The 15,660-nt window shown below is 48.5% G+C and carries 12 protein-coding genes; 3 read left to right on the top strand and 9 right to left on the bottom strand.

All coding sequences use genetic code 11. The features are described 5' to 3' along the window. Window positions 1-183 precede the first annotated feature (183 nt). Both OGY01_RS05325 and OGY01_RS05320 read left to right on the top strand, forming a co-directional pair. On the top strand, window positions 184-561 hold the full coding sequence (locus tag OGY01_RS05325; protein ID WP_286492603.1) for a hypothetical protein: 378 nt from the start codon (window positions 184-186) through the stop codon (window positions 559-561). A 761-nt stretch (window positions 562-1,322) separates the two neighbouring features. Beyond that, window positions 1,323-3,851: an inverse autotransporter beta domain-containing protein gene (locus OGY01_RS05320; RefSeq protein ID WP_286492601.1), complete on the top strand. Its 2,529-nt coding sequence runs from the start codon at window positions 1,323-1,325 to the stop codon at window positions 3,849-3,851. 568 nt (window positions 3,852-4,419) lie between these two features. Here the strand turns inward: OGY01_RS05320 and OGY01_RS05315 are convergent. Next, a complete protein-coding gene (locus OGY01_RS05315) occupies window positions 4,420-4,809 on the bottom strand; it encodes a HumD family translesion DNA polymerase (protein ID WP_502873400.1) in 390 nt (129 codons plus the stop codon). 78 nt (window positions 4,810-4,887) lie between these two features. On the opposite strand from OGY01_RS05315, the gene OGY01_RS05310 reads away from it, so the two are divergent. Continuing rightward, window positions 4,888-5,130, top strand: coding sequence for a DinI family protein (locus OGY01_RS05310; protein ID WP_038642073.1), 243 nt, complete (start codon window positions 4,888-4,890; stop codon window positions 5,128-5,130). Window positions 5,131-5,275: 145 nt separating this feature from the next. On the opposite strand, the gene OGY01_RS05305 is transcribed toward OGY01_RS05310, so the two are convergent. The 8 genes from OGY01_RS05305 to OGY01_RS05270 form a co-directional block, all read right to left on the bottom strand. Beyond that, complete coding sequence (locus tag OGY01_RS05305) at window positions 5,276-6,541, bottom strand: tail fiber domain-containing protein (protein WP_286492599.1); 1,266 nt, start codon at window positions 6,539-6,541, stop codon at window positions 5,276-5,278. A gap of 9 nt (window positions 6,542-6,550) precedes the next feature. After that, window positions 6,551-7,495: a DUF6453 family protein gene (locus tag OGY01_RS05300; protein WP_048221293.1), complete on the bottom strand. Its 945-nt coding sequence runs from the start codon at window positions 7,493-7,495 to the stop codon at window positions 6,551-6,553. Beyond that, entirely contained in the window at window positions 7,495-10,215 is a 2,721-nt protein-coding gene (locus tag OGY01_RS05295; RefSeq protein ID WP_286492596.1) for a phage tail tip protein J-related protein, read from the bottom strand. The genes OGY01_RS05300 and OGY01_RS05295 overlap by 1 nt, the downstream gene beginning before the upstream one ends. Next, window positions 10,215-10,613, bottom strand: a complete 399-nt coding sequence (locus OGY01_RS05290) for a DUF6950 family protein (protein ID WP_048221291.1) — start codon at window positions 10,611-10,613, stop codon at window positions 10,215-10,217. The genes OGY01_RS05295 and OGY01_RS05290 overlap by 1 nt, the downstream gene beginning before the upstream one ends. Before the next feature lie 6 nt (window positions 10,614-10,619). Beyond that, the gene (locus tag OGY01_RS05285) at window positions 10,620-11,204 is read right to left on the bottom strand and encodes a hypothetical protein (protein WP_286492595.1); all 585 of its coding nucleotides are present in this window, start codon (window positions 11,202-11,204) and stop codon (window positions 10,620-10,622) included. Next, window positions 11,204-11,797, bottom strand: a complete 594-nt coding sequence (locus OGY01_RS05280; RefSeq protein ID WP_286492594.1) for a hypothetical protein — start codon at window positions 11,795-11,797, stop codon at window positions 11,204-11,206. The genes OGY01_RS05285 and OGY01_RS05280 overlap by 1 nt, the downstream gene beginning before the upstream one ends. 344 nt (window positions 11,798-12,141) lie before the next feature. Next, complete coding sequence (locus OGY01_RS05275) at window positions 12,142-12,318, bottom strand: hypothetical protein (protein ID WP_181817957.1); 177 nt, start codon at window positions 12,316-12,318, stop codon at window positions 12,142-12,144. Window positions 12,319-12,359: 41 nt separating this feature from the next. Then, the gene (locus OGY01_RS05270) at window positions 12,360-15,644 is read right to left on the bottom strand and encodes a phage tail tape measure protein (RefSeq protein ID WP_286492592.1); all 3,285 of its coding nucleotides are present in this window, start codon (window positions 15,642-15,644) and stop codon (window positions 12,360-12,362) included. Between the last annotated feature and the right edge of the window lie 16 nt (window positions 15,645-15,660).

The raw sequence follows: 15,660 nt of genomic DNA, 5'->3' as shown, positions 1-15,660 counted from the left end.
CACAAAAAAACCGCCGAAGCGAGTTATGATTGGGAGGATTTTTAAATAGTTACCGCCAGCGGGCTTAACATTCGTTAGGTGAATTTTTACGGTCTGAAAACGAGTCGTTCCCCGCGACTCATCTCCCACATGGATCTTCCCCCCCCCTGCCGGGAGTATCTTTATAATTAATAATCAGTGATATTGACACTTATCATGTATTGCTGTTTTGTAAACAGAGAATATTTTTCAATAGCTGGCTCTATTGCTGCTGTTAATTTCTCACCAGCGCCATCATTAATTTTGGGGCTCTTATCTGCGTTATTATTGATTCTTTATAACTTTGCCAGAGGCAAGGAAAAGCCGGTGAAGAAATCTGCAGGAACATACAGTTCATCGGGTTTACATAAAACCATAGAAAAACAATCTAAGCTTAATGCCGGAGCGGCAATATGCGCTGCTACGGGCGTCACTGTCAATGCCGCCAGAACCGTTTGTGCCCGTTCAACCTGGCGATCGGCCTGTTTTATTGCTCAGTATCTGCCGTTCGGTTTACACGATTTTATATATGCCATTTGGTAAGTGCGTAGCCGCATAAAAAACAATGGTGAAAGCAATGAGCAAACCCTGGGATAACCTACTGATATAAAAAAGGTTGTTTGAGTGTACTTAGCGAGCGGACAAAACCTAATGACAGTTAGTTATGGGATTAACAAATTTCAATTAGATCTTATATAATTTGTACGAATTCATACAAATTTATACTGAACCTGAAATCTGTATATACGTCTTGTATATAGCGACAGGCCTCAGTAACCACATCACTTTCAATCAAACCATTCACGGGGATGATTATTTACGTACATGTATCATTTCAACAAATGCAATCATAAAAAAATCACCCTTAATCCTACCTCATATGGAATTACTACAAAAATGGATTGAAAAACTATAAGCAGAAACAGCACAGGTAAAAAAAACCGAAATACATGCAACTTTCTTATCAACTCGACAAGACTGAGTTGCGCTGTGGTTTGGGAGTTTTGAAATTTCAAGAAATGTGATCTTCCGTTTGTCATACTGAAACAACAAATAAAAGAAAATGATTCAGCCCCTTCAAACTCTGACTATGAGCAATGGGAGCGTTCTTGTTTTCAATATGGTGAACATACGGAAGCAACATTTAATACACAAGAACTACATTGAACTGAGCTCATCAGGTTCAACTAATTAAAGAAGAAATGATAATGCATAAAATCTCGGGTACTGAAAGAAGCAGAAACTTTTGCTTCTTTGCATGGTTACAAATTTTTGTACAAGTATTATTTCCCCTGGTTCCAATCATGCCCCACAGTGTTCTGGCGGACAGCTTACCTCTTTCTTCGGCTACGTCTTCTCCATTTTCGACTGTACATAGCACGACATCAACCGACTCTACGCTGCCTTATACCGGAACATTAAACACCGTCGCCAGTTCGCTCTCTTCCAGCGGAAAAAACGGCGTAGTCAACAGTGCCAAATCAGCCGCCTCCGGTTATACCTCTTCAACGACTCAGCAGTGGCTCAGCCAGTTCGGTACCGCGCGCGTTCAGCTCAACATTGACGACAGTGGCAACTGGGACGAAAGCGCCGTCGATTTCCTTGCCCCTCTGTATGACAATAAAAACGCAGTGCTGTTTACCCAGCTTGGTCTGCGAGCTCCCGACGGGCGCACGACCGGCAATATCGGCATGGGTGTACGAACTTTCTACACCGACAAATGGATGTTTGGCGGAAATGTCTTTTTTGATGACGATTTCACAGGCAAAAACCGCCGCGTCGGTATTGGTGCAGAAGCCTGGACAGATTATCTGAAGCTTTCCGCCAACACCTATATCGGTACAACTGAATGGCATAGTTCACGTGACTTCGAGGACTATAATGAAAAACCGGCTGACGGCTATGATATCCGTGCCGAAGGCTATCTCCCTACATATCCACTGCTGGGTGCCCGGGCTATGTATGAACAATATTATGGAAATGATGTTGCCCTATTCGACAAAGACCACCTGCAGAGCAACCCTTCCGCTATAACCGTCGGTCTGAACTACACGCCAGTTCCGCTGGTTACTGCTGGTATTGATTATAAGCACGGTCAGGATTCTATGGATGAAACCCGCTTCAGTCTGAACTTCCATTACACTTTAGGTCAGTCCTGGCAGTCGCAGATGTCCTCAGACCAGGTTGCCCTGCGCCGTAGTCTCGCTGGCAGCCGCTATGACCTTGTAGAACGTAACAATGAAATCATCCTGCAGTATAAGAAAAAAGATGACACCGCAGTTCTCACAGACATGACTCTAACGAGCGTTAAAGACAACAGCCCAGCAGACGGTATTGCTACTAATACAGTGACGCTTCACGCTATTACATCTGATAATAAAGCTGCATCAAATGCATCTATTACCTGGGCCGTCACTGGTAGTGCAAAACTTAGTACGACCACATCGATGACCGACGCCAATGGTAATGCTTCAGTCAATCTGACCAGTACAACTGCCGAACAGGTTATCGTCTCAGCTTCATCTGGAACATTGACCCGCACAATGCCAAGTTCATTTTCGCTGTCAGTGGCATCACTAAATCTCAACCTGACTAAAAATAACAGCCAGGCTGACGGTAATGATCAAAATATTGGCCAGGTAGTATTGAAAGATGCCAGTGGTAAAGTTCTTTCCGGCGTTGCAGTTGCATGGCAGGTAAACAGTGGAGCCACTATCGTCAGTAGCGAAAGCGCTACTGACAGCGACGGTGAGGCAACCATAAATTTCACCAGTAAAACCGTCGGCCCTGTAAAATTAAGCGCTACGGCAGGAGGAAAAACAGAGTCGGTTAACTCAGCCTTTATTAACCAGGCTATTTCAAATGTGACTGTCAGTATGAACAACAATAATGCCCCGGCTGACGGCAACACTGCGAACGTAGCTCAGGCTGTGGTAACAGACTCTAACGGCCAGCCAATGGTTGGCGTCAGTGTGACATGGAGTCTTGGCGTCGGTAGCGCAAAACCGGTTTCGCCACTGACGGTTATAACCAATTCCAGTGGAATTGCCACGTTAAACCTCACTGATACGGTGGCTCAGGATATTCATGTGGCCGCAAGCGCTGGAGATAAAACAGGCAATACGACTGCGACATTTGCAGAGGTGCCGTCCATTCTGGCGATTACAATGAGCCCAGATAATTCGCCAGCTGACGGTAGCACACAAAACGTCGCGCAAATCACGGTAACCCGTGCAGGCAATCCTGTAGAAGGGGCATCCGTACAATGGAGTAAATCTTCTGCGAATGCACAATATGCTTCAGCGACCGCAACATCTACGAATGCCCAGGGTGTCGCGACACTCTCGTTGACTGATCTGACAGCAGAACAATTCACCGTGACAGCAACGGTGAACGGTAGTAACAGCACCTCAGTGCAAACAACCTTTACACCAACAGACTTTGGGCCAATAACCATATCAATACCTGAAGCCGGTAATCCGTCGATTGTGAGTGTTAACCTGGCTTTGGATGGGGTTGATGTTGTGGTGGCTGCCTACAACAACATGGCAGCAGGTGATCAAATAACAGTAAGCTCAGTTATTTCAGGGGATGAATTTGGAAAAACACTCCCATATACCTCACCCATTCATATCGTATCCAGTTCAGAGGTAGGCCAGAATATTGCGTTGACTATCCCGTCGGATAACCTGATGAAAGTGGAAGGAGGTGATGGGCAACCCAAGGCACAGCTAAATGTCAGAGCTGATATTACAAAAGGTACGGTAACAAAGAGCAGCGATACGCTGAAAAGCATTATCGACACCTGCGCCCCCGGTGATACAGGTTGCTGATAATCAGTAAAACAAACAGCCCCTACAATTTGGCGCTATGGCAGGGGTACTGTTGCAATGCACCGTAGCGCCCCCCCTGCCGTATCACTGGAAAGCCAAAACCCCGCGCAGGCGGGGTTCTCGTTATGTTCAGATTTGCGCAGTTAAAATTAAACTGTAGATCGGTTGTCTGTATTTCTGGGTGTGCAAAATTAAAATAATAATCCCACATGTAACAAAGTCATCTTAGGAAAGATGTTAGGAAATCAAATTTCAGGCACAAAAAAACCACCCGTAGGTGGTTTCACGACACTGCTTATTGCTTTGATTATTCTGTTCTTTCCCATGGTACCCGGAGTGGGACTTGAACCCACACAGCGCGAACGCCGAGGGATTTTAAATCACGCGTGTTATCAAACACTATCAACAAGTTACGCCGTTTTTTCGCCAATAACCCATGATTTTAAGATCAACTTAATCAATAGCTTATAATCATCAAGAAGGTACAATGGTGAAACATTTTTTGCTCTCAACATCGTCCTAACGTGTCGGGTGAATGAGGTTAAAATCCTCGCACAATTTAAGCTATTCACATTACCGGGCAGTCATCAAACTCCGCGTTCCTGGCATCATTAATGATGTACGTGATCACCCCAAATATAGCGGGTGCAGAACTGTAACCGTCATCATCTACTGGTAGCGCTTCCCTTCTCCCGTTCTCCAGATTAACCAGGTGGGGCTGAGGGTGAGTTCGATATCGCTTGATCCTGAACTCCCCGTCTATTGCACATACAAGCAGTGAACCATCACAGGCAGTAAGTGACGCATCCACAACAAGCAGCGCCCCCTGGAGTATTCCTTCCCTGAAATGTGAACGCGATGCCCGCATGAAATAAGTCGCTGCGGGCTGGCTGATTAGCTGCTGATCGAGGGAGATTCGTGTTTCAACATAATCTGCCGCAGGTGAAGGAAAGCCCATGTTTATGCCCTCTCTTGAATACTGGATAAAAACACAGTATAAATACTGTGTATCCATACAGTAAAGAGGCAATACACAATGTTCGTGGAACTCGTTTATGACAAAAGAAATTTTGATGGTCTGCCCGGCGCAAAAGATATCATTCTGGGCGAATTGAGTAAGAGGGTTCACCGGATATTCCCCGATGCTGATGTTCGGGTTAAACCGATGATGACACTGCCGGCGATTAACACTGACGCCAGCAAGCATGAGAAAGAACAGATAAGCCGGACTGTTCAGGAAATGTTTGAAGAGGCTGATATGTGGCTGGTTTCAGATTAAACACATTGATTCGTCATATTGCACAGGTACAATCCGATGCGACTGGGAACCACCCAATACTCGCTATATTGTAAGGTAACCAGTCGGCCGCAGTTACGTTCTTGCATACGACGTGACTGCGGCAATTCATATCACAAGAAAGGCATCACACACTGCTGTTCTGAAGTTCAGTAATTTGTTTCTGTAATGCCTGAATTGATAACGTCAGTTTGGCAATCATTGCTGTCTCATCCAGAGAATATGCGTCGGTAGTATCATTCTCATCATATCCATCTTCCAGACCTTTTCCCTTCACACACTCCGGGGACGTCACCACCAGGTCATTTGCGATAAATCCAAGCTTCGTTTCGCTCTCAGGAATAATACCTCGCTTCTTAAACCTGAACGTCGCGGGCTTCCATTCCATAACTTCATTCAGTGCTGTGGCAGATGCGGACAACTCACCCATCACGTTTTTATCCGAGAGATATTTTATTTCTTTTTTAAGATGTCTGTCGGATGTGGTTGTTAGCTGGAGTGCCCCCATTCGCGAATTATCAACCCATAAATCTACAGGCCCGCCAACGAAATTAAGGAAGGTTGAGTACATTTGCGGACCACCATAAATACCGGGCTGGCATAAAATGCCTCCGTTGGCGTAAAACACGGTACGCCTGTTCCCAACGGAATCAAGGTTCAGGATCACACGGTTAGTACCATCGGTAAAATCAGCACGTGACCCACGGAGTCTGGCCGCTTCCTGTCCGGGGATTACATCAAACCCCAGAGAGTGAGAGAAAACGCCATCCGTTCCCCATGCCAGATTCACACCACTATTAATTTGACCACCGGTTTTACCATTTATGGTGTTCAGACGCGAATCATCACCACCTGCAACCGTTCCCACTTTCGTGCCAACGTTCCTAGTGGCGCTATCTCCTAAACCGAGGTTTGAGCGAGCGCCAGATGCAGTGGTAGAACCGGTGCCGCCCTGATCAACAGGTACAGCCCCGTCCGACTTTGTAGCCATATTGTCAGACAGATATTTCCATGATGGTCCTGTATATGAACTTCCATCCGGCAGTTTTACTGTGATATTTCCCGTACCACTGAATACCTGCTGCCAGTTTTGCTTGTCGTAGTTCAGGCCACGAAGTGCTTCAGCACTTTGGGTTACCAGCGCCGCGGTAACCATATTCAGCGCCACGCGGGGAACGGCAGACCAGGCCGCGCCGGATTGTGTTGGTCCAGTGAAATTGCTAACCAAAGTCAGCCCTGTACCACTTTCCACGGACTTAACCGGGAGCGTATAGGGAATACCACCGACAGTAACAACAATAAAATCTCCTGCCGCCACCTCAGTAGTAAACGCGGTCCCGCTGCCAGCGACCGCAGCAGAGTTATTCGTTAGGGTTAAGGTTCCTGCTGACATAGTTTTTCCTCAGTACATATTCGGAAGAATAAGAATGGGCATGGCGATATTTCTGTTTCGGGTCATATCCCATGCGCCAGAATTGCGGTCCGCAAATACTTTGTTGTAGGCTGACCTGACGCTACCGCCTGACATGACCACGCCTTTAGTTCTGATATTTCCCCATCCGCTGAGCATACGTACCTGAACGCCGGTATAGACTATCTGGCAAAACCCGCCGCCAATATCCTGAAAGGCATCGGTAATCTGGATTTGTCGGTCATATACAAAGGGGCGTTTCAGCGTGGAGAACGTGACCTGGCCTGCTGCGTTGGTCATCGTGATACCGTCGCCGCCGACTGGTGCTGTCTGATTGAATATCACCAGGTCAATCGTCGCCGTTCCGGCCACGTCGTCCCGCCCTGTGTAGGAAATATCGCGAACGATGATGTTGCCGCCATCAAACCCCACCGACACATTTGGGTTATCCCATTTACCAAAAGGAATACCGCCCACCGGAAGCGGAGCGCTGCCGTTAACCGTAATGCGCCCGGAATAAGCGCAGGTCATCAGCGCGGCCTGGTTGGATATGGCGGTGAAGTCAGTCGAGTTCGAAACCAGTAATCCTTCGTTATAAGTGGCTGCTGGCAGCAGCTCCATGACATAACCAGACCAGTCCGGAGTGAGGGCCTTACCCCCGATGGTTTCTGCACCAATGATGACCCCGGAGTCCCCGTTTCGGGTGACCCCCGTCATAATGGCCACATCAAATTCAGCAAAGGAATAGATGTAAATGGGATTGGTGGGCACCACGATGACCTGTGAACCGGGAACAAGTGGCGTATTGACCGGGTACTGCATTGACTGGGATGACCAGCCCGAGAAGGTTGTGCAAAAACTGGGGGCACGCAGCCCTGCAGTAATTGCCATTACCGGACGTCCATCGTTATAGTCGATTAATATCCCTTCCGGCATTATGACCACCTCCCGACGACAACTCTGCCACCGCCAGAGAGATTTACAGTGATCCCATTGCCGTCAATGCGAGTAACGTTATTCACTCCGTTAAATGCAAATTCACCACTGTCAGCATAGAGTTTCCCATGGAATTCTGGGCTACCAGATTTCGGTAAATTCCATCCACGTCCACCACCACCGGGGACGAAGTTCGCAGACTGAAGTGAGTCGGTAATTTTCGCAAAATCGATGGATGCTTCCTGAATTAATGCGCTGCGAATAAATACCTGCCCGTTATAGACGAAAAATGCAGCCTGCCAGTTACCTGGATTGTTACCGGAATAAATACCGAACTGATCGGCGGCAAATACAACCGTGGATTTATAGCTGTTTCCATCAGGTTCGATGGACATACCGAAACCCGTGTTGTATTTAACACCATTTCTTACGATACCCATGTTCAGCGTGTAGGAGGCTTTGGCTGTTCCGTCGCTGTTCACCACCGCAGTCATTTTCTGGTTTACCGCAGAGGTCAGACTGCCATCAGGTCCTATTTGAGCCTGGACATAAGTGGATAAGTCAGCGAGCCCCTGCTCAGCAGTAGCCACCGTGGTTTTTACGACCAGAATATCAGCGCGTACCTCACCATATTGTTGATACTGATGCTCAACGGTTCCATGGTTCGCCAGCGCATTTTCCATAATGCCTTCCAGGTTAGTATCAACCCCATCCTTAATATTCTGAAAGGCATCAGAGTTCTGAATATGGTCATCAATGATGTCAATCAGCCCGCCTGTGTCCATAGAGCACAACGCCGGAACTTCGATAAACCCGGATGCACCAAAGGCGTTAACCGTTCTGATGTACCAGTAGTAGGTATGTCCAACCTGTAGCTGATTGCTGGTCCAGGTCGTTCCCATCCCCTCGCGGCTGGCATTCCCTTCCACGGTTTCTGTTGAGGTATTTGGCAGTTTCGTTTCACCTGACGTCCAGAAATCGAACTGTGTGGAAACATTAGTAATTGCCGCCAGACGCGGGATCAGCGTGACGGAAAAGAAGCCCTGCTCAATATCAACATGGGAAGGTGCTGGCGGGGCTTCAATGCTGAATTCCAGATACCCTTCTGGCGACTCTGCCCCCATCTGGTTTACAGCAATAACGTGGGCTGTGTAGGTATTTTTCGGTAACCCGGTAAGACGCGTGAACGTCCCCGGAACCTGGACGGACATGACCATCTGACCATTACGGCGAATGATCACTTTGTTATAGACAACCTGCCCGATGTTCTGCCAGGACAAAATTCCCTGTACAACCTGACCGATTTCCTCCACGGTGTATTTCAGGTTCTGCGGTTGCGCCACTCCGCCGGATGGCAACTGAGTGAACGGCGGTCGCTCAATCGGTTTGCCAACGGCGTCGCCCCAGACATCTGCGGTTTCCTGCTTCAGTGTCAGTTGCACGCCATTCTGAACACCGAACTTCCAGTCAGTTACCCGCATCTCAACATTCACGATACCGATAGACGGGAAATTCACCTTCACATACATTCCCGGGCGGTAACGGTACCCGCTCAGGTTTAACGTAACGTTCATGGTTCTGGCGATGCGGGTGCGCTTTAACTTCACGTCTGCAAGACGCTGGGCCTGAAATTCAGATGTCACAAATCTCAGTTTCATATCCTGCGATATTTCCACGCCGTCTTCCGTCACCCATTCACTGACAGACACTGAGGGGAAATCCGCTTCGGTATAACCCTGCTGCGGATCGACAAATGTCCCCTTGATGGTGTTAACACGTTCCGCCTGAGAGACTTCCGGCATGATTTCGATATCACCTGCCAGCTGGCTTTCAGTGATCACCTCTGTCGCAGGACCATAATAGGCCCCGACCAGAAGACCATGTTTACCAGCGGTATACGTTACATCACCGGCGCATGCCGCCAGCATTCCTTCCAGAATACTGACTTTGTTTTCACTGAGATCGAACTCACCGTTAATCGTATAACGCTTCTCAACGGTATTACCGCCAGTAATCACATCCTCATCACAGATGTTCGCCGCTTCCTGAAACTGGTCCCAGAGAATATCGGTGTCGGGCACTTTCAGGTAATTGCGGTAATAGTCCAGGATAACCAGCGCCGCGTTATTGCTGTAACCCGTCAACCCGGTACGCGGGTCATAAACGGCACGACCGTACTTTTCGATCTTGATATTCGGGATGCCTGACGGGAATTTTTCTGCGCTGAATTTGAGAGACACACGCAGCCAGGTGATCCCCTTTCCGATCATGTCTTCTTTCCATGACGGACAGTTTGCCAGCATGTACGGATCTACGGTCTGGCGATTGGTATGCAGTTCAAAAGACGCATGTTCCGGAAAACTGCTGATCGGTTCGTCACCCAGCCAGACGGTTCCAATACTTGATAATGAGTGACCTGCCAGAGCAACAGCCAGGTGTAGCATTTCACCGTCATCCTGTTGCCCCGACTCTTCTTCTGAAAAGAACAATGTTCCCGCTGTCGTGGTGTGACCATAAACAACCGTTTTGGCGCTGGCTGCGGCACGAAGGACCTGTTTACGTTCCGATGTGTCACGGTATGAATCCAGTGATGGTTTTTTGGTCAGTGCCTGAGTTGCCACCTGAGCGGCCACGGTGATAGCCATTGCAATCCCGTAATACTGATATGAGGCGGCAGCACCTGCAGCGACGGTCGCAATGATAGGAATAGCAGCAGGCATTAACGCACCCTCCAGACACTCAGCGGCTTAACCCGCAGACTGACAAGACCATTTTCGCCAGGCACCCATACAACGCCGGAATACACCACCCCGGCACACCGCGATCCCGCATTTTCAACAACGGCAACATCACCACGCTGCGCCAGCTTCACCGGTACTTCATCGAGATACCGGGCCAGCACCTTTTCAAGCGAGCCGCCACCGCACAATATCGCCTTTTTTGCCCCATGTTCGCTGTCGTAGGTTCCGCGCCAGGCCGCCGCAAAATCCTCGCCGCACATGGCCTGAGCACAGTCAGCCGCGAACAGGCAGCAGTCATGACTACCCCATAAAAAAGGCCGCTTTTCAGCGGCCCTTATCACGGTGATTAATCTGTTATGCCAGTCCGGATGCTTCATGCTTCCTCACTTATAGGTAAATCCTGGTGCATCTTTTTTATTGCCCCAGTAAATTGAACGTTCAGCCATCTGCGCCACATAACGGAATATGTGATCGCCGGGATAAGCGGCCTGTTGCGATTCATCGGTATAGCGATCGGGAAAAGGACGTTGCCAGTCTTCAAAAATATTACTGAGGGTGTATTGCAGGGCGTTCGTCTCTCCGGCTGTCGCCCCCGTACTGGACACCTTCCCCTTGAACAGGAGATCAGCAACCTGGACAACGCCGTTATCATCCATGGCCACCAGATAGATTTCGGCATTTCTGCCCACGCATCGCTCATTCAGCGTCGTAGCAAAGAGGGCCATATCCAGACCTGAGAGAGTCATTTTGACCTGCGTGGGGCTTGTTGTGCTGGTTTCACTGGCATCATCAACTGAACCCATGCGCCCCATGCCGTAATAGACATAACCACCGAGAACCAGCGTCCCGGTACCGGAATGCACATAGACGGTGCCGGACTCAAACTGAATATTGGCGGCGATCGCAACCGTCACCCTGTCGCGGGATAACCAGTCCACCATCGAATCCGAAAAGGGGGAATACAGCATTAAAATGCCTCCTCAAGCTCCAGCGTATAACTGGTAAAAACACCCGGCACACGGTTACCGGCACCCTGCTGGTTATCCTTCAGTTTGAAAATGCCGTAGGGTTTCTCGACCTCAATGACAGCATTAGCAGGCGGCGAACTACGCAACATCGGCGCAAATGCAATCATTGCGGTACCGCTCGCTGCACTCGTCACATCAGCTGTGACCATCTTCAGCTCGTCGTTAACAGTGAAATAATCGCCCTGTCTGAGCACCACTGTTCCTGGCGTCCAGCCCTTACTCTGAATCTGGGTCCCTGTCTGATTAGCGCCATCAACAACGGGCACGCCCGCTGGCACTCTGCCACTTCTCCCCCAGTCGCGAACCTTTACCCTGCCATACTCGCCATCGAGGGAAGCCACCAGAGCATCAATACGCCTGGATTTTTCATCTGTCAGGTTATTGAAGGTCAGGGAACATACCCAGCGGGTGCCTGGAAAGCGTGCTGTCTGTGATGACCCATTGAAGGGGGAACGAAAAGTTTTGGTATTACTCTCCGGTCGCCAGGTAAGCGACGCGGGACAGATATCTTCCGGCCATTCGAGTACCGCCATAGGTTCTCCTGCATTATTCTGCGCACGGCGGCGCTACTGATCATTTGTCAGGATGTTACTGATTTACATACCTGGTTATGGTTGTTACTCAGCCCGTCAGTGGTGGGACACCGGCGAACTAATGTTTGGAGGGATGGCTGATTACCTCTGAAAAAGGAAATTACTAATGGGAAAATTTTCCATCACATCTATCAGAGATATTGACTGGCAATCAGACCCTGGAAGGCCAGGAAATTGCAATGTAACGGTTGGTCTCAATACGCCAGTAGGGTTTGTACAAATTTCCTTTGACCCAGGTGAACTGGATGTCAGAAAGGCAACCATTGAGGAACTCGAAAAGGTAGCTATCGCGAAGTTTCACGAGCGCTTAGAGCAGTAGTATCAATATAGGCACTAAACTCATCAATTCGATTTCGTAGAATTTGTTCAAGTCGGGAAAGCTGCTCATCTTTATTGCTTACCCGGCTTTCCAGTTCTTTTACATTAAGCTCAAGAGCCTCAACTCGTTGCTCTAAAGTCATAACTGTCTCCCGCCTTTCGGCTTAATGAATATTAATAACGCTTACACGCCAAGCAATCGCCTTGCCTGTCCACGATTAGAGAAGTCCTGCAAGATATCCTGACGCGCCTGTTTCGCACCGTCATTCGCGCCCTGTCGCGCAGCTTCCTGCATAGCCTGCTTCAGTGCCGCGTCTCCGTTACCGGATATGTTGAAGTGCTGATGAATAATCGTATCACCACCGCCTGACGTGGCCCTAGGAGTACCAACCATGCGAACACCCAGCGAACCATCCGCCGATCGAGTCAGTGGCATAATGGCTTCCGGCCCAGCTTCTCCCATAAGCCCAGCGCCTTTTGCAAAAGCAAAATATGTCGGTGTGCTAACAATGCTGTTGCTGTAAGCGCTAAGACTTTCAGATGCATATGCGCCACCTTTCGCATTTAACTTTATGCCAGATGCGGCAGAGTTATAAGCGCCAGAAGGAGTGCTGCCAGATGCAGCGCCAGCCCCCGCCCCAAACATACCGCCGATCGAACTGAAAAAACCGCTGTTACTGGCTGAGCGCAAAGAATCCACCAGCATCGCATTGAGGATAATTTTCTGCATAGACTGAAGCACCGAACTAGCCCAGTCTTCCCAGTCAACCTTATTACCGGCCAGTGCATCAGAAATGTTACCCACCAGCCCGGACATTGCGTTATTCACCAGGTCAGCAGACTGAGATGCGTAATCAGAAGCAGTGTCAGCCCAGTTCGCAAAACCTTCACGCATACCCGTTGTCCAGTCACTGCGCTGGGCATCAGAGGCTGAGTAGTAAGCTTCCTGATCTCGTAACCGTTCAACGAGATAACGTTTATTTAGTTCCAGTTCCTGACGGTATAGGTCTTCAGAAATATCACCTGACTGGTACTGCCGCTGAAGATCAACGTTCTTCTGCTGAAATTCCTCCCGGATGCGTAGCATTTCCTGCATACGTTCACGCATTCGGCTTCCCTGTCCATACCCGGTAAGTTCTGCATGGTTAGATGCTCGCGCGCTGGCGTTTGAGTCAGCGAGGTTGGCTTCATACGCCGCTAATTGTTCGCGGATTTTCTGCTGATCAATCAACGCGGCATTCTGCAACAGGGTTTGTTTTTGCGCTTCTGTGAGGGAAGTAAGTTCACCCTGACTAACCTGATATTTCAGTTTTGCCAGTTCGGTATTCTGACCAGCCAGAGCGATTTGCTCTTTCTGCTGCTTAATGAGTTTGTCGTAAGTATCCGCCGTTTTTTCTGCATCCGACTTACCACGACTCTGCCGATTGCTATCCCGAATAGCCTGAAGCTTTCGTTCTCCTTCAACAGATAGATTTATATACTTTTCATATTGACCAGCAGGAAGATTAAGGTCAGACGCTTCAAATTCTGCCTGTCTTTTGGTTTTTTCAATCCCCTTTAAACCAGCTAATTCATTTTGCCGCTGCACTTTGTCCATAGCGGCCTGCTGTTTTTGGTCAAGGGTGGGCAAAACAGGACCTGCATAAGTAGGTGTTGGCATCGTCACTAGTCCAGTGACTTTGTTCAGCCGTGTATACATTTCCGTTAATGAGCCAACAGCGCCAGCCATTTCAACGGTTTTATCTATTGCCTCACTCGTAATGTCGTTTATTAAGTCTTGAGTTTGATGACGCTTATTTAGCATCTGCTCAAGACGCCCCTCTTCAATTGCTAATTCTGATGCAAATGTTGCAGCTTTTTCAGTAGCATCATTATATAGCCACGTCCCCTCTGAGGCAGACTGCGCCGCTTGTTTGGCGTTATAGAGTTGGTTTGATAACTCTGCAATTTTTAGTTTAAGCTGCTCGATAGAATAATCTTGAGCATCAAGTGAAATATTAGCTTGCCCAAGGTTTGCCGATATCTGGGTTTGAGACATCGATTTTAAATTTTCTCTGACCTGTTCGATTGTGTCCGCATATTGGATAGCTGATTCACGAGCTTGTTCTTGCCGCTGGTACATTGTGTACCAGGCTCCCGCACCAAGCATCAAAATACCTGGTATTCCTCCGACTAACGAAAGCAGCCCGGATGCTCCGCTTTTAAACAGATTCATCGCTGAGGTTGCTTTATTAAGAGCATCCTGAGATGCAGAAACAGCACGGTTTGATTGAACCAACGTCGCATTAGCTGCAATCATCGCGCGACGCTTTATAATAGCGTTCTGTGTTGCCGTAGCCTCAGCGTTAGTATTTCTGGCAAGATCAAGCTCAGACTTAGCAAGCTGATAAGTACGTTCTGCGGCTATAGCATCAGCAGCGGCTTTACGCTGTGATTGAGTTGCGGACTCGGCACGAGCGGCCGCAAGGGCAATTTCATTTTTACGGGCGTCAATCAATTGCGCTGTTTGGTTCCCTATGTCACCAAACATTCCACCAAGATATCTTGCACCGCCAATAGCAGCCAGTACCCCAGCAGCAGTAGCTACAGTGTCAATATTGCTTGAGACCGTATCGAGCACACTAACAAGGGCGCTAGTTGCCCCAGTGGCTTCATTCGCACCGCCAACCCATGCCATGAACGCATTCTCAACCTTTGTAGTCGCAGCTGAAACAGTCTGAGGCATCGCTTCATACTCACCCCTGAGTGTTCCTAATTGACTTACAAGTGCAGGAACTACCTTGTCAGCGGTTAATTGTCCGGCATCAGCCATTGCTTTAAGATCTTTTCTGGCAACCCCCATTCCCGCCGCCAGAGCACGGATTACGCGATCACCATTTTCATTAACAGAGTTGAATTCTTCACCGCGTAAAACTCCTTGAGCCAGCGCCTGGCTGAATTGAGTAATAACAGAACTAGCCTCAGATGTACTGGCACCTGATAACTTCAACCCAGTTGATATAGATTCTGTTATTTTTAATACTTCTTCTGAACTATATCCAAATTCACGCATTGATGCAGCGGAACGGGCAAATAAACTAGCGTTATCTGAAAAAGCAGTTCCTGTACGCTGACTAATTTCCATCAGTGCTCGCTGGGATTCGCTAAAATCATCAGATGACTGTGATGCCTGTTTCAATCGTGCATTCACTGAGTTCCACTCATCAGCAAGTGAAATTAGATGACCTGTAGCAAAAGCCCCTGCAAACGCGCCAGCCATACCCAATGCAGATGCTTTGGCGGTGTTAATCTGATTGGTTACTTCGGCAAGCGCTCTTTGTGTCTCGCGTGAAGCTGCTGCAGCCTGGCGACCTCCAGTTTGCATTACGCGATAATAATCATTACCCATTCGAGAAGCGCGAGAAATTTCTGTCTGAAATGACTGAGAATTCGCAGAAATTTTAATTATCAGTTCACGTAGAGTTGCCATAATCCACCTAATAAAA

The organism is Citrobacter sp. Cm038 (assembly GCF_030333105.1).
GTDB lineage: Bacteria > Pseudomonadota > Gammaproteobacteria > Enterobacterales > Enterobacteriaceae > Citrobacter > Citrobacter murliniae.
Note: the sequence above shows the minus strand (reverse complement) of the source record. Positions and strands in the feature narration are given on the sequence as shown.

Coding starts and splice junctions, on each gene's coding strand:
- OGY01_RS05320 (WP_286492601.1), top strand. CDS start 1,323: ATGCCCCACAGTGTTCTGGCGGACAGCTTACCTCTTTCTTCGGCTACG.
- OGY01_RS05315 (WP_502873400.1), bottom strand. CDS start 4,809: ATGGGCTTTCCTTCACCTGCGGCAGATTATGTTGAAACACGAATCTCC.
- OGY01_RS05310 (WP_038642073.1), top strand. CDS start 4,888: ATGTTCGTGGAACTCGTTTATGACAAAAGAAATTTTGATGGTCTGCCC.
- OGY01_RS05305 (WP_286492599.1), bottom strand. CDS start 6,541: ATGTCAGCAGGAACCTTAACCCTAACGAATAACTCTGCTGCGGTCGCT.
- OGY01_RS05300 (WP_048221293.1), bottom strand. CDS start 7,495: ATGCCGGAAGGGATATTAATCGACTATAACGATGGACGTCCGGTAATG.
- OGY01_RS05295 (WP_286492596.1), bottom strand. CDS start 10,215: ATGCCTGCTGCTATTCCTATCATTGCGACCGTCGCTGCAGGTGCTGCC.
- OGY01_RS05290 (WP_048221291.1), bottom strand. CDS start 10,613: ATGAAGCATCCGGACTGGCATAACAGATTAATCACCGTGATAAGGGCC.
- OGY01_RS05285 (WP_286492595.1), bottom strand. CDS start 11,204: ATGCTGTATTCCCCCTTTTCGGATTCGATGGTGGACTGGTTATCCCGC.
- OGY01_RS05280 (WP_286492594.1), bottom strand. CDS start 11,797: ATGGCGGTACTCGAATGGCCGGAAGATATCTGTCCCGCGTCGCTTACC.
- OGY01_RS05275 (WP_181817957.1), bottom strand. CDS start 12,318: ATGACTTTAGAGCAACGAGTTGAGGCTCTTGAGCTTAATGTAAAAGAA.
- OGY01_RS05270 (WP_286492592.1), bottom strand. CDS start 15,644: ATGGCAACTCTACGTGAACTGATAATTAAAATTTCTGCGAATTCTCAG.